The sequence below is a fragment of the Phycicoccus sp. CSK15P-2 genome, from assembly GCF_016888005.1.
Lineage (GTDB): Bacteria > Actinomycetota > Actinomycetes > Actinomycetales > Dermatophilaceae > Phycicoccus.
The window spans coordinates 250,713-264,669 of the sequence record NZ_JAFDVE010000009.1 but is presented as its reverse complement, the minus strand read 5'-3'; the positions used below and the strand labels follow the sequence as shown (position 1 = coordinate 264,669).

The window sequence follows — 13,957 nt, the reverse complement described above, 5'->3', positions numbered from 1 at the left end:
GGGTCCCACGCCCACGCTTGGGATCCCGCGCCTCCGGCCGACGTCAGGCCACCGCCCCGGAGGCGAGGCCGTCCAGTGCCGCGAGGTCCTCGGCGCCCAGGACGAGACCGGCACCGGTGATGTTCTCGCGCAGGTGTGCGACGGACGACGTGCCCGGGATGAGCAGGATGTTTGGCGACCGCTGGAGCAGCCACGCCAGCGCCACCGACATCCGGGTGGCCCCCGCCCGGGCGGCCACGGAGGACAACGTGTCCGACTGCAGTGGCGTGAAACCTCCGAGCGGGAAGAACGGCACGTACGCGATGCCGTCGGACGCGAGACGGTCGACGAGCTCGTCGTCGTGCCGGTGCGCCACGTTGTACATGTTCTGGACGCACACGACCGGGGCGATGCTCCGTGCCTCGGCGACCTGTTCGGGGGTGACGTTGCTGACCCCGAGGTGACGGACGAGGCCCTCCTGCTGGAGCTGCACGAGGGCCCCGAAGGGCTCCGAGAGAGAGCCCTGCCGTGGGCCATACGCGTCGCCCATGCGGAGGTTGACCAGGTCGAGAGCCTCGAGATCGAGGGACCTCAGGTTGTCGTGCACCTGCGCACGCAGCTGCTCGGGGCGGCGGGCCACCGGCCAGCCTCCTTCTGCGTCCCGGGTCGCGCCCACCTTGGTCGCGACGAGCAGCGACTCCGGGTAGGGGTGCAGCGCCTCGCGGACCAGCTCGTTGGTCACCCGAGGCCCGTACGCGTCGCTGGTGTCGATGTGTGTGACTCCCGAGGCGACAGCCTCACGCAGCACCGCGACGGCGCCATCGTGGTCGGCGGGCGGCCCCATGACCCAGGGACCTGCGAGCTGCATCGCGCCGTAACCGAACCGGTCGACGACAGAGTCGCCGAGAGTCCACTCGCCGCCGGGGAGTGAGGTCGCGTTCATCGTGGTGTCATCCTGTCCGTCGTCGTGGATGGCGACCGTCGCCACCACCGACCACCATGAAGGAGTAACTTCCTCTGAGGAAGTAGGCACTTTCGAGTGCGTAGGTCTCTCCTGGAGAAGGTGACGTCGGATGTCGACGACGAACTCGGCGGGGCAGCGGGCGCAGGCCAAACAGGAGTACGACGCGTTCCTCGCGGTGTGCCCCAGCCGCCAGCTCCTCGACCGCATCTCGAACAAGTGGGTGGTGCTGGTTCTCTGTGCGCTCGGAGGCGAATCCGCCCTCCCCGACGCGGACGGAACGCCCAGGGCCATGCGCTACTCGGAGATCGCGCGACTGCTGGCCGGGGTGAGCCAGAAGATGCTGACCCAGACGCTGCGGTCCCTGGAGCGCGACGGACTCGTGACGCGCACCGTGACGCCCACCGTCCCGGTGACCGTCTCGTACGAGCTGACCGACCTCGGCCTCTCGCTGCACGAGCTCACCCGCGGGCTCAGGTCCTGGGCACAGGCGAACATGGACGAGGTCGTCGAGCACCGCGCCGGCCACGACGCCCGCGAGCCCTGACGGCCACCGCGGGGAACGCGCGGCCGCTCATCCCGCCTTGCGCGCTGCCGTCCTCCGTGTCGCCGCGGTGCGCTTGGCGCCCGTGCGCTTCGACGCCGAGCGGCCCGACGACCCGCCTCCGGCCGGGGTCTTGCCCTGGGGCTGCGCGGTGCGGGCGGTCCTCGCCAGGATCGGCGCAAGGAAGCGACCGGTGTGCGACTCGGTGACCTCGGCCACCTGCTCCGGTGTGCCCTCGGCGACCACGCGGCCACCACCACTGCCGCCCTCGGGGCCGAGGTCGACCAGCCAGTCCGCGTTCTTGATGACGTCGAGGTTGTGCTCGATCACGATGACGGTGTTGCCCTTGTCGACCAGTCCCTGGAGCACGCCGAGCAGCTTGCGGATGTCCTCGAAATGCAGGCCGGTCGTCGGCTCGTCGAGGACGTAGACCGTCCGCCCCGTCGAGCGCTTCTGGAGCTCGGAGGCGAGCTTGACCCTTTGTGCCTCCCCGCCGCTGAGCGTCGGTGCCGGCTGTCCCAGCCGGACGTACCCGAGGCCTACGTCGTTGAGGGTCTTCATGTGTCGCGCGATGGCCGGGACGGCGGAGAAGAAGTCGGCGGCCTCCTCGATCGGCATGTCGAGGACGTCGGCGATCGTCCTGCCCTTGAAGTGCACCTCGAGCGTCTCGCGGTTGTACCGCGCACCGTGGCAGACCTCGCACGGGACGTAGACGTCCGGCAGGAAGTTCATCTCGATCTTGATCGTGCCGTCGCCCGAGCAGGCGTCGCAGCGCCCGCCCTTGACGTTGAAGGAGAAGCGACCCGGCTGGTAGCCGCGGACCTTGGCCTCCTCGGTGGTGGCGAAGAGCTTGCGGACGTGGTCGAAGACCCCCGTGTAGGTGGCCGGGTTGGACCGGGGTGTCCGGCCGATCGGGCTCTGGTCGACGTGGACGACCTTGTCGAGGTGCTCGAGCCCGGTGACCGTTTTGTGGCGACCCGGGACGTGGCGCGCGCCGTTGAGCTTGTTCGCGAGCACGTTGTAGAGGATGTCGTTGACGAGCGTGGACTTGCCCGAGCCGGACACCCCGGTGACCGCGACGAGCGTGCCGAGCGGGAACGACACCGACACCTTGTCGAGGTTGTGCTCGGTGGCGCCGACGACGATGACCTCGCGGCCCTTCTCCCGTGGCCGGCGCACCGAAGGGGTCGGGATCTCCCGCCTGCCAGAGAGGTACTTGCCGGTCATCGAGTCGGGGTGGGCGAGGAGGTCGGAGACGGTCCCGGAGTGGACGACCTGACCACCGTGCTCCCCCGCCCCCGGGCCGATGTCGACGACCCAGTCGGCGGTGGCGATGGTGTCCTCGTCGTGCTCGACGACGATGAGGGTGTTGCCGAGGTCGCGCAGCCGGGTGAGTGTCTCGATGAGCCGGTGGTTGTCCCGCTGGTGCAGCCCGATGCTCGGCTCGTCGAGGACGTACAGGACGCCGACGAGGCCCGACCCGATCTGGGTCGCGAGCCGGATACGCTGCGCCTCACCCCCGGAGAGGGTGCCGGCGGGGCGGTCCAGGCTCAGGTAGTCGAGTCCCACGTCGAGCAGGAACCCGAGGCGGGCGTCGATCTCCTTGATCACGCGCGCCGCGATCTGCCGCTCCCGCTCGGTGAAGTCGACGGTGGAGAAGAAGCGGGCGGCATCCGCGATCGCCAGGCCCGAGACCTCCGCGATGGACTTGCCCCCGACGAGCACTGCGAGCGACTCCGGCTTGAGCCGCGCGCCCTTGCACGTGGGGCACGGCACCTCACGCATGTACCCCTCGTAGCGCTCCCGCGACCAGTCGGAGTCGGTCTCGGCGTGGCGGCGCTTGACGAACGGGATGGCGCCCTCGAACCCGGTGGAGTACGACCGTTCCCGGCCGAAGCGGTTGCGGTACCGCACGTGCACCTTGTGGTTACGGCCGTGCAGCAAGGCATCCTGGGCCCGCTTGGGCAGAGCTCGCCACGGGGCGTCCATCGAGAACGTCATCTCGTCGGCGAGGGCGCTCATGACCCGCTGGAAGTAGTCGGCGGCACCGGAGGACGTGGCCCACGGGGCGATGGCCCCCTCGGCGAGGCTGAGGTCGTCGTCCGGGACGACGAGCTCGGGGTCGACCTCGAGCTCGGTGCCGATGCCGGTGCAGTCCGGGCAGGCGCCGAACGGGCTGTTGAACGAGAAAGACCGCGGCTCGACCTCGTCCATCGAGAGCGGATGGTCGTTGGGGCAGGCCATCTTCTCGGAGAAGCGGCGCTCGCGCTCCGGGTCGTCCTCCTCCCGGTCGACGAAGTCGACGACGACCACCCCGCCGGCCAGGCCGAGGGCGGTCTCGACGGAGTCCGTGAGGCGACGCTTGGCCGAGCTGTCGCCACCCTTGGCGACGAGGCGGTCGACGACGACGTCGATGAAGTGCTTCACCTGCTTCTCGAGCTTCGGCGGCTCCGTGAGCGACACGACCTCGCCGTCGACCCGGGCCCGCGAGAAGCCCTTGGTCTGGAGCTCGGCGAAGAGGTCGACGTACTCCCCCTTGCGGGCGCGCACCACCGGGGCGAGCAGCTGGAAGCGGGTGCGCTCGGGGAGCTCGAGCAGGCGGTCGACGATCTGCTGCGGGCTCTGCCTGGTGATCGGCTCGCCGCACCGCGGGCAGTGCGGGCGGCCCGCCCGCGCGAAGAGCAGCCGGAGGTAGTCGTAGACCTCGGTGATCGTGCCGACGGTCGAGCGCGGGTTGCGGTTCGTCGACTTCTGGTCGATGGAGACGGCCGGCGACAGCCCTTCGATGAAATCGACGTCGGGCTTGTCCATCTGTCCGAGGAACTGCCGAGCGTACGCCGAGAGCGACTCGACGTAGCGCCGCTGGCCCTCGGCGAAGATCGTGTCGAAGGCCAGCGAGGACTTTCCCGAGCCGGACAGCCCGGTGAAGACGACGAGGGCGTCCCGGGGCAGCTCGACGCTGACGTCCTTGAGGTTGTGCTCCCGGGCACCGCGGACGACGAGGTGGTCATGACTCACATCCGACATGCTAGGTGTGACCACCGACAGCCCTCTCACCAGCACCGACACCGTCTAGGGTCGGAGAGGTGAACACCCCGATCGGCGAGTACGCCCTCCTCGGCGACACCGAGCGCGCCGCCCTCGTGAGCCGTCACGGCGCGGTCGACTGGATGTGCCTTCCCCGCTTCGACTCCCCCGCGTGCTTCGCCGCCGTTCTCGGCACCGACGACCACGGCCGGTGGTTCCTCGGCCCCGTCGAGGAGGCCACCGCGACCCGTTCCTACCGGGGGAACAGCTTCGTCCTCGACACCGTCCACGAGACCGCGACGGGCCGGGTACGGGTCACCGACCTCATGCCGTTCGGCGACGGCCGGGCCGACCTCGTACGCGTCGTCGAGGGTCTCGACGGCGACGTCGAGATGGACCACGAGTGGGTGGTCCGCACCGGGTACGGCAAGGTCCTGCCGTGGGTCTCGCGCGTCGAGGACTCCGACGGACGCCAGGCCATCCGCGCGATCGCCGGCCCCGACATGCTCGTCCTCCGCGGCGACCGCCTCCCCGAGCCCGAGGACCACCACCACCGGGACCGGTTCACCGTCGGCGCCGGTGACCGCCTGGCGTTCTCGATGACCTGGAGCCCGTCCTGGTGCGACGTGCCCGAGGCGCTCGAGGTCCGCTCCCGCGTCGAGGACACCGTCCAGCACTTCGACGAGTGGGCGTCGCGGCACACCCACCAGGGGCGGTACCGCGAGGCGGTGACCCGGTCCCTCCTCGTGCTGCGGCTGCTCACCGACGAGCTCCGCGGCGGCATCGTCGCCGCTCCCACGACGAGCCTTCCCGAGGACGTCGGCGGGAGCCGGAACTGGGACTACCGGTACTGCTGGCTCCGGGACGCCTCGCTCACGCTGGAGGCGCTGCTCGGCTGCGGCTACGTCGACGAGACCAGGCTGTGGCGCGACTGGCTCGTGCGTGCCGTCGCCGGTGACCCCGGTGACCTCCAGATCATGTACGCGGTGGACGGCGGGCGCGAGCTGCCCGAGCGCGAGCTCGACCACCTTCCCGGCTACGCGGGCTCACGGCCGGTCCGGGTCGGCAACGGTGCCGTGCACCAGCGCCAGAGCGACGTGCTCGGAGAGGTGATGATCGCGCTCGCCCGGGCGCGCGAGCTCGGGGTCGAGGAGTCCGGCGAGTCCTGGGCGGTCCAGCGTGCGCTGGTCGACGACCTCGCCGACCACTGGGACCAGACCGACCACGGGCTGTGGGAGATCCGCGGCCCCGCGCGGCACTTCACGCACTCCCGGGTCATGGTGTGGGCAGCCTTCGACCGGGCCGTTCGTGCGGTCGAGGAGGACGGCCACCACGGAGACGTCGACCGCTGGCGTGCGCTGCGCGACCAGGTCCACGCGGAGGTCTGCGACCGGGGGTACGACGCCGACCGCAACACCTTCACCCAGCACTACGACACGACCGAGGTGGACGCCGCGCTCCTCCTCATCCCGACGGTGGGGTTCCTCCCCGCCGACGACGAGCGCGTCCAGGGGACGATCCGGGCCGTGGAGGAGGACCTCCTCCACGGCGGCTTCCTGCTGCGCTACCGGACCTCCAGCGGGGTCGACGGGCTGGACGGCGAGGAGAACCCCTTCCTCGCGTGCTCGTTCTGGCTCGCCGAGTCCTACGCCCGGTGCGGCCGCCTCGACGACGCCCGCGGCCTCATGGACCGGTTGCTGGCCGTCCGCAACGACCTCGGGCTGCTGTCCGAGGAGTACGACCCGGCCACGGGGCGGCTCCTCGGCAACTTCCCGCAGGCCTTCTCGCACCTGGCGCTCGTGCAGGCCGCCGACGCGATCGTCGGGGCCGAGAAGGCCGCCGGGGAGTAGCGTCGCGGTCATGGCCTCCGATGTCGACCTCCTCACCCTCCTCGACCGCCACACCGAGCGCTTGCTCACGACCGTTCAACGCGTCGACGACCTCGCCGCCCCGAGCCTGTGTGCCGGATGGACCCGCGGCCATGTCGTCACCCACGTGGCACGCAACGCCGACGCGTTCCTCGCCCTGGTCCGCGCGGCGGTCGACCGCACCGGCGAGACGATGTACCCCTCCCCGGAGGCCCGGGACGCCGACATCGAGGCCGGCGCGACCCGCGACCGGGACGTCCAGCTCGAGGACCTGCGCCGCACCGCCCGTCCGCTGCCGGCCGCCCTGCGCCGGATCGGCCCCGAGCACGAGGGCCGGCTGCTCGCGCGCACCCCGGGCGTCGCCGTGGTCACGGCCGAGAACCTGCCCTACATGCGGCTGCGTGAGGTCGTGTACCACCACGTCGACCTCGATGCCGGGTTCGGCTTCGCCGACGTCGAGCCGGAGCTGGTGGAGCTCCTCCTGGCCGACGAGCTCGACCGGTTGCGCGGCGTCACCGACACCCCCGACGTCACGCTGCGCACGACGGAGGGCGACGAGTGGACGATCGGCCTCGGGACGACCGAGGTCAGCGGCGACCGGGCGGCCGTCTTGGCCTGGCTCGCCCGCGGCCTCACCGACGGCGTGACCGCGGACCCGTTGCCCGCCCTGCCCGCAGGACGCTGACCGATGGCCTACACCGGTGAGGTCACTCCCGGCGGGCCGAGCGACGTCCGGGAGCTGGGACCGGCCACCATCCGCAAGAGGGCCGTGTCCGACATGCACAACAACGTCTACCTCCTCACGTGCACCGCCACCGGCGCGCAGCTGCTGATCGACGCTGCCGACGACGCCGAGCGCTGCCTCGCGCTCGTCGGGGAGGGCACCGGTCGCCTCGACCACCTGGTGACGACACACCAGCACTGGGACCACGTCCGGGCGCTGGAGGAGGTCGCCACGGCCACCGGCGCACGTACCTACGCCGGGGAGGACGACGCGGACGCGCTTCCGCTCGCGCCCGACGTCCGGCTGCGGCAGGGCGACACCCTGAGGGTCGGGGAGCTCGAGCTCGACGTCGTGCACCTCCGCGGCCACACCCCCGGCTCGGTGGCGCTGGCCTGGAGCGACCCCGAGGGTGTCACGCACCTCTTCACGGGCGACGCGCTCTTCCCCGGTGGCGTCGGCAACACCAAGCAACCCGGACAGGACTTCGACGCGCTCTACACCGACGTCGTCGAGCGCCTCTTCGGCGCCTACGACGACGACACGTGGTTCTACCCCGGCCACGGCAACGACGGCACCCTCGGTGCCGAGCGCCCGGCGTTGCCCGAGTGGCGGGCCCGGGGCTGGTAGCCGGCCACCGCCGCCTACGACGCGGTCACGCGGCGGCATCCAGGCCCACGGGTCGTGGCGCGGAGGCGTCGGCGGTGCCCAGGCACCGTCCGCCGTCGAACATCCCCAGCTCGTACTGCACGGTGTTCTCGTCCTGCCCGCTGGCGGCGATCCCGATGTCGTAGGAGCGGGGGTGGAGGACCTCGCCGAGGTAGGCCACCTGGTAGCGCCACGGCAGGTACCGGGTGAGCGTGCGCGCCGCGTCGTCCCCGAGCACGTCGTGGGCGTGCGACGCGACCGCGTCGTCGTACCAGCCCAGCTGGGCGATGTAGTTGACGTGCCGGTTCAGGTCGACGTCCCCGACCCGGCTGTGGACGGTGGCGACGGCAGGGTAGTACTCCCGTTCCCGGCGACGCGGGTCGGGCCTCGACGCCGCCTTCGGTGCGCCTCCCGGCAGCTGCAGCTCCTCGAGGTCGGCGAGCAGCTCGTCGGGCAGGGCGACCGGCCCGGACCTGTCGGCGAGGACGATGGTGGCCTCGGCGGTGGCGACGGGACGCCCGTCGACGAACATCCCCTGGCCGTAGGTGTAGGAGGACCGGCCGACGGCACGGATTCCCGTGCCGACCCGGACCTCGGCGCCGACCCGGCCGAAGGCGGCGTGCCGTTCCACCCGCTGGCCCACGAACAGGATCTGGTACGACCCGAACCCGCCGTCCGCGACGAGGCAGGCGAAGCGGGGGAAGCGCAGGCCGACCCGGGGGTGCTCGAAGAGCCGGGACAGGGCGACCGTGCTCGTCGTGCCGTCCGGGGCGAGGTCGCCGAACCGCTGCACGACGTCCTGGCGGTCCGGGAAGTCCTCTTCGGTGAGTAGTGCGGAGTCGGGCGGTGCGTCGGTGGTCAACGGGGCTCCTCGTGACGGTTACCAGGTGACGGGCAGGGACTGCAGACCGTGCACCAGCGCACGGTGATCGAAGGCGGGCGGCGTGCCGGGGTCCGCAAGGCGCAGCCCCGGGAACCGTCGCAGCAGGGCCGGCAGGGCCAGCCGCAGCTCGAGACGCGCCAGGGTCGCGCCGAGACTGTGCTGGATGCCGTGGCCGAACGCCTGCCCGAGCGGCGTGCGGACCCGGTAGACCTCCCCGGCGTCCCGCCCGCTCCGCAGGCCGGGGTCGAGGTCGAACCGTCGCGGAGGGACACCAGCTCGGGCAGATCGGCCATGGCTCCATTGAAGCGTTATGCACGCGCTGCGTGCAACACCGCGTTCAGTAAGGCCCCGAACCCCCACGAACCCGCTGTTTCCGCTCCACTACGCTGGCGCCATGCGCCAGCGCTGGGACCGGCAGACCATCCTCGACGCCGCGGTCGAGCTGCTGTCCCACTCCGACGGTGACGAGACCTTCAGCATGCGCAGGCTGGCCGCGGAGCTGGGTACCGACTCCTCCAGCCTGTACCGCCACTTCCACAACCGCACCGAGCTGATGCTCGCGGTCGTGGACCACGTGCTCGTCCAGGCCATGGCCGGCTACCGGCGGGAGGGGCCCTGGCGCGCGCGGCTCGTCGACCTCATCCTGCGCTCGTGGGACGCGTACGCCGCGCTGCCACAGTTGGCCAAGGACACGAGCCACTACCCCGGGAGCGGGCCGGGCACCCAACTCGTCATCGAGGAGACCCTCCAGGCCCTCACCGACGCCGGGCTTCCCGAGGAGATCGTCCCCGAGTGGTACCACCGGCTCGTGACCCTGTCCGTGTCGCTGATCTCCGCGCACGCGGCGGCCCGGACCTCCAGCACGAGCGACCGGCAGCGGAGGCTGGAGTCCTTCCGGGTCATCACCCTGGGCGCCGACCCGGCGGAGTTCCCCGCCCTGGCGCACTACGCACGTCGGCTCGAACCCACCGGATACACCCGCGAGAGCTTCCTCGCCACCCTGGACGTCGTGCTCGACGCGGTGCCCGCCCGCCCCTAGACAGTCGGGGGCCGACGTCGCGGTCGAAGCCCGGGGACGCCGCGCTCGCGGGCCACGGACGCTCGACGACCGCGGCACCTGGACCCGTGGGGCCGTACGTCCGGCCCCGTCGCTAGCCTGGCGCGGTGACGACCGCCGACCGTGTCCCCGCACCGGTCCTCGTCCTCGGCGGGATCGTCTCGGTCCAGTTCGGCGGGGCCCTCGCCGCCACCCTCGTCCCGTCGATCGGTGCCGGCGGGTCCGTCGTCCTGCGGCTCCTCTTCGCCACCGCGCTGCTGCTCGCCGTCGTCCGTCCGCGGTGGCGCGGCCACTCGCGCCGCGCCTGGGCCACCGTGGCGGCGTTCGGCGTCGCGCTCGGGTTGATGAACTTCGCGTTCTACGGCTCCCTCGGGCACCTGCCCATCGGGGTGGCTGTGACGATCGAGTTCATCGGGCCCCTGGCCCTCGCCGCCGCGCTCTCCCGCCGGGTGCTGGACGGCGTCGCCGTCCTCGCCGCCGCAGGGGGCGTGGTCCTCATCTCCGAGGCGCTGCACGTCCCGCTCGGCGAGCTCGAGTGGGTCGGCATCCTCCTCGCCCTCACAGCAGGCGGGTTCTGGGCCACCTACATCGTGCTGAGCCGCCGGACCGGCGCGGAGTTCCCCCACCTCGAGGGCCTCGCTCTCGCCATGGTCTTCGCGACGGCCGTGACGCTGCCGTTCGGGGTCGCGAGCGTGCCGCAGTGGGACCCCACGATCCTCGCCAAGGGGCTCGGGATCGCCGTCCTGTCCTCGGTGCTCCCCTACTCCCTCGAGCTCCTCGCGCTGCGCCGCCTGCGCGCCCAGGTGTTCGGCATCCTGCTCAGCCTCGAGCCCGCGGCGGCAGCGCTCGCGGGCCTCGTCGTGCTCGGCCAGCGGCTGGCGCCGAGCCAGCTGCTGGGGATGGCCCTCGTCGTGGTGGCCTCGGCGATCGTCCTCGGGCTCGGAGCGCGCAAGGCGCCCGCGTCGACCGGCTCCTGAGGGGTCAGACCGGGTCGCCGGAGGTCCGCCGCGGTCCGGCCTCCTCCTCCGGGGTCGGCTCGGGTCCACGCCGGGTACGCCACAGGCTGAGCGCGGTCGTGACGCCGAGGATGACGACGATCGCCCCGAGCGACACCGCAATGGGGATCTCCGGGACCGGCACGTTCTCTCCCCCGTTGACGAACGGCAGGTCGTTCTCGTGCAGGGCGTGGAGGACCAGCTTGACGCCGATGAACGCGAGCAGGAGCGCGAGCCCGTAGCTGAGGTAGACGAGCTTCTTGAGCAGGCCGCCGATGAGGAAGTACAGCTGTCGCAGGCCCATGAGCGCGAACAGGTTCGCGGTGAGGACGAGGTAGGGCTCGCGGGTCAGCCCGTAGATGGCGGGGATGGAGTCGAGCGCGAACAGGAGGTCGGTGGTGCCGAGGGCGATGATCACGAAGAGCAGCGGGGTGGCGAGACGCTTGCCGTTCTCCACGGTGAACAGGCTCGTGCCGTCGAACGACTTCGTCGCCGGGAGACGGCGCTCCACGAACCGCATGAAGCGGCTCTCCTCGTACTCGTCGTCCGAGCTCTCCCCCTGGCGCACGAGCTGCACCGCCGTGTAGACGAGGAAGGCCCCGAAGACGTAGAAGACCCAGCTGAACCGCTCGATCGCCGCCGCGCCGACGGCGATGAAGATGCCGCGCAGGACGATCGCGATGACGATGCCGACCATGAGCGCGAACTGCTGCAGCTTCTCCGGGACGGAGAAGGCCGCCATGATGAGGATGAAGATGAAGAGGTTGTCGACCGAGAGCGAGTACTCGGTGAGCCAGCCGGCGAAGAACTCCCCCGCCAGCCGACCGCCCGCGACCCACCACAGCCCCAGTCCGAAGAGCACCGCAGCACCCACGTACCCACCGAGCGCGACGCTGAGCTCGCGGGTCGACGGCCGGTGTGGCCGACGTGCGATGACGACGACGTCGACGGCCAGGACGACCCCCGCGACCCCGATGGTCAGCCACCAGACCCACGGCAGGACCTCCAGGGCAGCGGTCGCCGTGGGAAGGGTGGTGGGGAGCACCGCGACAGCCTACCGGGGGCGGTGAGCCCGACGAGACTCCTTGTCCGGTGGTTCCGGACTCAGCGCGTGGCCTCGCTCATCTGGCGGAGCTCCTTCTTGAGGTCGCCGATCTCGTCGCGCAGCCGTGCCGCGAGCTCGAAGTGGAGGTCCCCCGCGGCCTGGTGCATCTGGGTCGTGAGCTCCTGGATGAGGCCGGCCAGCTCGCTCGCCGGCAGGTCCTCCCCACGACGCGACCCGAGCGCGGCGTCGGCGTCGGCTGCGACCTGACCCCGCCCCCCGCGCCCTCCGTCGGCCTTGCCCCGGGAGACCGCCCGGCCGGAGCCGAGCAGGGCCTCGGTGTCGGCGTCCTCACGCTGGAGCATGTCGGTGATGTCGGCGATCCGCTTGCGCAGCGGCTGCGGGTCGATGCCGTTCTCCCGGTTGTAGGCGAGCTGCTTCTCACGCCGCCTCCCGGTCTCGTCCACCGCGTCTCGCATCGAGGGCGTGACGGTGTCGGCGTACATGTGGACCTGACCGGAGACGTTGCGCGCCGCGCGGCCGATGGTCTGGATGAGGGACCGGGTACTGCGCAGGAACCCCTCCTTGTCGGCGTCGAGGATGGCGACGAGCGAGACCTCGGGGAGGTCGAGCCCTTCGCGTAGCAGGTTGATGCCGACGAGGACGTCGTACTCCCCCAGCCGCAGCTCGCGGAGGAGCTCGACCCTGCGCAGGGTGTCGATGTCGGAGTGCAGGTAGCGGACCCGGACCCCCTTGTCGAGGAGGTAGTCGGTGAGGTCCTCGGCCATCTTCTTCGTGAGCGTCGTGACGAGCACCCGCTCGTTGCGCTCGGTGCGCACGGTGATCTCGTGCAGGAGGTCGTCGATCTGGCCCTTCGTGGGCTTGAGGACGACCTCGGGGTCGACGAGCCCGGTGGGACGGATGATCTGCTCGACGACGCCGTCGGACTTCGCCCGCTCGTAGTCCCCCGGCGTTGCCGACAGGTAGACGGTCTGACCGATCCGCTCGAGGAACTCCTCCCACCTCAGCGGGCGGTTGTCCATGGCCGAGGGCAGCCGGAAGCCGTGCTCGACGAGCGTACGCTTGCGCGACATGTCGCCCTCGTACATCGCGCCGATCTGCGGCACAGTGACGTGTGACTCGTCGATGACGAGCAGGAAGTCCTCGGGGAAGTAGTCGAGCAGGCAGTTCGGTGCCGAGCCCGGGGACCGGCCGTCGATGTGCATCGAGTAGTTCTCGATGCCCGAGCAGGAGCCGATCTGGCGCATCATCTCGATGTCGTAGGTCGTGCGCATCCGCAGCCGCTGCGCCTCGAGCAGCTTGCCCTGCCGCTCGAAGGTCGCGAGCTGCTCCTCGAGCTCGGCCTCGATGCCGGCGATCGCGCGCTCCATCCGCGCCGGACCGGCGACGTAGTGCGAGGCCGGGAAGACGTACATCTCGTCCTCCTCGCGCACCACCTCGCCGGTGACCGGGTGCAGCGTGTAGAGCCGCTCGACCTCGTCGCCGAAGAACTCGATCCGGAGCGCGAGCTCCTCGTAGACCGGGATGATCTCGACGGTGTCTCCCCGGACCCGGAACGTGCCGCGGGTGAAGGCGAGGTCGTTGCGGGTGTACTGCATGTGGACGAACTTGCGCAGCAGGTCGTCGCGGTCGACCTCGTCGCCGACCCGCAGCGGGACCATGCGGTCGACGTACTCCTGCGGCGTGCCGAGGCCGTAGATGCACGAGACGGACGCGACCACGACGACGTCGCGGCGGGTCAGGAGGCTGTTGGTGGCACTGTGCCGCAGCCGCTCGACCTCGTCGTTGATCGAGGAGTCCTTCTCGATGTAGGTGTCCGACTGCGGGACGTAGGCCTCGGGCTGGTAGTAGTCGTAGTAGCTGACAAAGTACTCGACGGCGTTGTTCGGCAGGAGCTCGCGGAACTCGTTGGCCAGCTGAGCGGCGAGCGTCTTGTTGGGCGCCATGACCAGGGTGGGGCGCTGCACCTGCTCGACGAGCCACGCGGTCGTCGCGGACTTGCCGGTACCGGTGGCACCGAGCAGCACGACGTCCTGCTCACCGGCCTCGACCCGGCGCGCGAGCTCGGCGATGGCCTTCGGCTGGTCGCCCGCCGGCGCGAACTCGGAGATGACCTCGAACGGCGCGACGCGGCGCTGGAGCTCGGTGGTGGGGCGCATGCCCCTACGGTATGCCGGGCCACCGACAGCGCGGATCCCGTGGTCTCGGCGT

Annotated in this window: 11 protein-coding genes; 6 read left to right on the top strand and 5 right to left on the bottom strand. The window is 71.1% G+C overall.

Annotated features, from left to right (window positions below; all coding sequences use genetic code 11):
* Positions 1–43: 43 nt before the first annotated feature.
* On the bottom strand, positions 44–922 hold the full coding sequence (locus JQN72_RS06105) for an aldo/keto reductase family oxidoreductase (protein ID WP_204134264.1): 879 nt from the start codon (positions 920–922) through the stop codon (positions 44–46).
* Between the two features lie 130 nt (positions 923–1,052).
* Here JQN72_RS06105 and JQN72_RS06100 point away from each other — a divergent pair, with 130 nt between their 5' ends.
* Positions 1,053–1,487: a helix-turn-helix domain-containing protein gene (locus JQN72_RS06100; protein WP_204134263.1), complete on the top strand. Its 435-nt coding sequence runs from the start codon at positions 1,053–1,055 to the stop codon at positions 1,485–1,487.
* Positions 1,488–1,514: 27 nt separating this feature from the next.
* On the opposite strand, the gene uvrA is transcribed toward JQN72_RS06100, so the two are convergent.
* Positions 1,515–4,511, bottom strand: coding sequence for an excinuclease ABC subunit UvrA (gene uvrA, locus JQN72_RS06095; protein WP_204134262.1), 2,997 nt, complete (start codon positions 4,509–4,511; stop codon positions 1,515–1,517).
* Positions 4,512–4,570: 59 nt separating this feature from the next.
* Here uvrA and JQN72_RS06090 point away from each other — a divergent pair, with 59 nt between their 5' ends.
* The 3 genes from JQN72_RS06090 to JQN72_RS06080 are packed head-to-tail and all read left to right on the top strand — an operon-like array spanning position 4,571 to position 7,730.
* Entirely contained in the window at positions 4,571–6,361 is a 1,791-nt protein-coding gene (locus tag JQN72_RS06090; protein ID WP_307812448.1) for a glycoside hydrolase family 15 protein, read from the top strand.
* A gap of 10 nt (positions 6,362–6,371) precedes the next feature.
* On the top strand, positions 6,372–7,064 hold the full coding sequence (locus JQN72_RS06085) for a maleylpyruvate isomerase family mycothiol-dependent enzyme (protein WP_204134261.1): 693 nt from the start codon (positions 6,372–6,374) through the stop codon (positions 7,062–7,064).
* A gap of 3 nt (positions 7,065–7,067) precedes the next feature.
* The gene (locus tag JQN72_RS06080; RefSeq protein ID WP_204134260.1) at positions 7,068–7,730 is read left to right on the top strand and encodes an MBL fold metallo-hydrolase; all 663 of its coding nucleotides are present in this window, start codon (positions 7,068–7,070) and stop codon (positions 7,728–7,730) included.
* Between the two features lie 25 nt (positions 7,731–7,755).
* Here JQN72_RS06080 and JQN72_RS06075 read toward each other — a convergent pair whose 3' ends face one another.
* A complete protein-coding gene (locus JQN72_RS06075; protein ID WP_204134259.1) occupies positions 7,756–8,610 on the bottom strand; it encodes a hypothetical protein in 855 nt (284 codons plus the stop codon).
* A 415-nt stretch (positions 8,611–9,025) separates the two neighbouring features.
* On the opposite strand from JQN72_RS06075, the gene JQN72_RS06070 reads away from it, so the two are divergent.
* Together JQN72_RS06070 and JQN72_RS06065 are read left to right on the top strand one after the other, a co-directional pair.
* Positions 9,026–9,670, top strand: a complete 645-nt coding sequence (locus JQN72_RS06070; RefSeq protein WP_204134258.1) for a TetR/AcrR family transcriptional regulator — start codon at positions 9,026–9,028, stop codon at positions 9,668–9,670.
* Positions 9,671–9,795: 125 nt separating this feature from the next.
* Positions 9,796–10,665 carry a DMT family transporter gene (locus JQN72_RS06065; RefSeq protein WP_204134257.1) on the top strand — a complete coding sequence of 290 codons (870 nt, stop codon included), beginning with the start codon at positions 9,796–9,798 and terminating at the stop codon, positions 10,663–10,665.
* Between the two features lie 4 nt (positions 10,666–10,669).
* On the opposite strand, the gene JQN72_RS06060 is transcribed toward JQN72_RS06065, so the two are convergent.
* Both JQN72_RS06060 and uvrB read right to left on the bottom strand, forming a co-directional pair.
* The gene (locus JQN72_RS06060; protein WP_204134353.1) at positions 10,670–11,692 is read right to left on the bottom strand and encodes a TerC family protein; all 1,023 of its coding nucleotides are present in this window, start codon (positions 11,690–11,692) and stop codon (positions 10,670–10,672) included.
* Positions 11,693–11,787: 95 nt separating this feature from the next.
* Positions 11,788–13,905 carry an excinuclease ABC subunit UvrB gene (gene uvrB, locus JQN72_RS06055; protein ID WP_204134256.1) on the bottom strand — a complete coding sequence of 706 codons (2,118 nt, stop codon included), beginning with the start codon at positions 13,903–13,905 and terminating at the stop codon, positions 11,788–11,790.
* Between the last annotated feature and the right edge of the window lie 52 nt (positions 13,906–13,957).

What these genes read in the sequence shown, in the direction of transcription:
- JQN72_RS06105 (WP_204134264.1), bottom strand. Translation starts at nt 922, where the DNA reads ATGAACGCGACCTCACTCCCCGGCGGCGAGTGGACTCTCGGCGACTCT.
- JQN72_RS06100 (WP_204134263.1), top strand. Translation starts at nt 1,053, where the DNA reads ATGTCGACGACGAACTCGGCGGGGCAGCGGGCGCAGGCCAAACAGGAG.
- uvrA (WP_204134262.1), bottom strand. Translation starts at nt 4,511, where the DNA reads ATGTCGGATGTGAGTCATGACCACCTCGTCGTCCGCGGTGCCCGGGAG.
- JQN72_RS06085 (WP_204134261.1), top strand. Translation starts at nt 6,372, where the DNA reads ATGGCCTCCGATGTCGACCTCCTCACCCTCCTCGACCGCCACACCGAG.
- JQN72_RS06080 (WP_204134260.1), top strand. Translation starts at nt 7,068, where the DNA reads ATGGCCTACACCGGTGAGGTCACTCCCGGCGGGCCGAGCGACGTCCGG.
- JQN72_RS06070 (WP_204134258.1), top strand. Translation starts at nt 9,026, where the DNA reads ATGCGCCAGCGCTGGGACCGGCAGACCATCCTCGACGCCGCGGTCGAG.
- uvrB (WP_204134256.1), bottom strand. Translation starts at nt 13,905, where the DNA reads ATGCGCCCCACCACCGAGCTCCAGCGCCGCGTCGCGCCGTTCGAGGTC.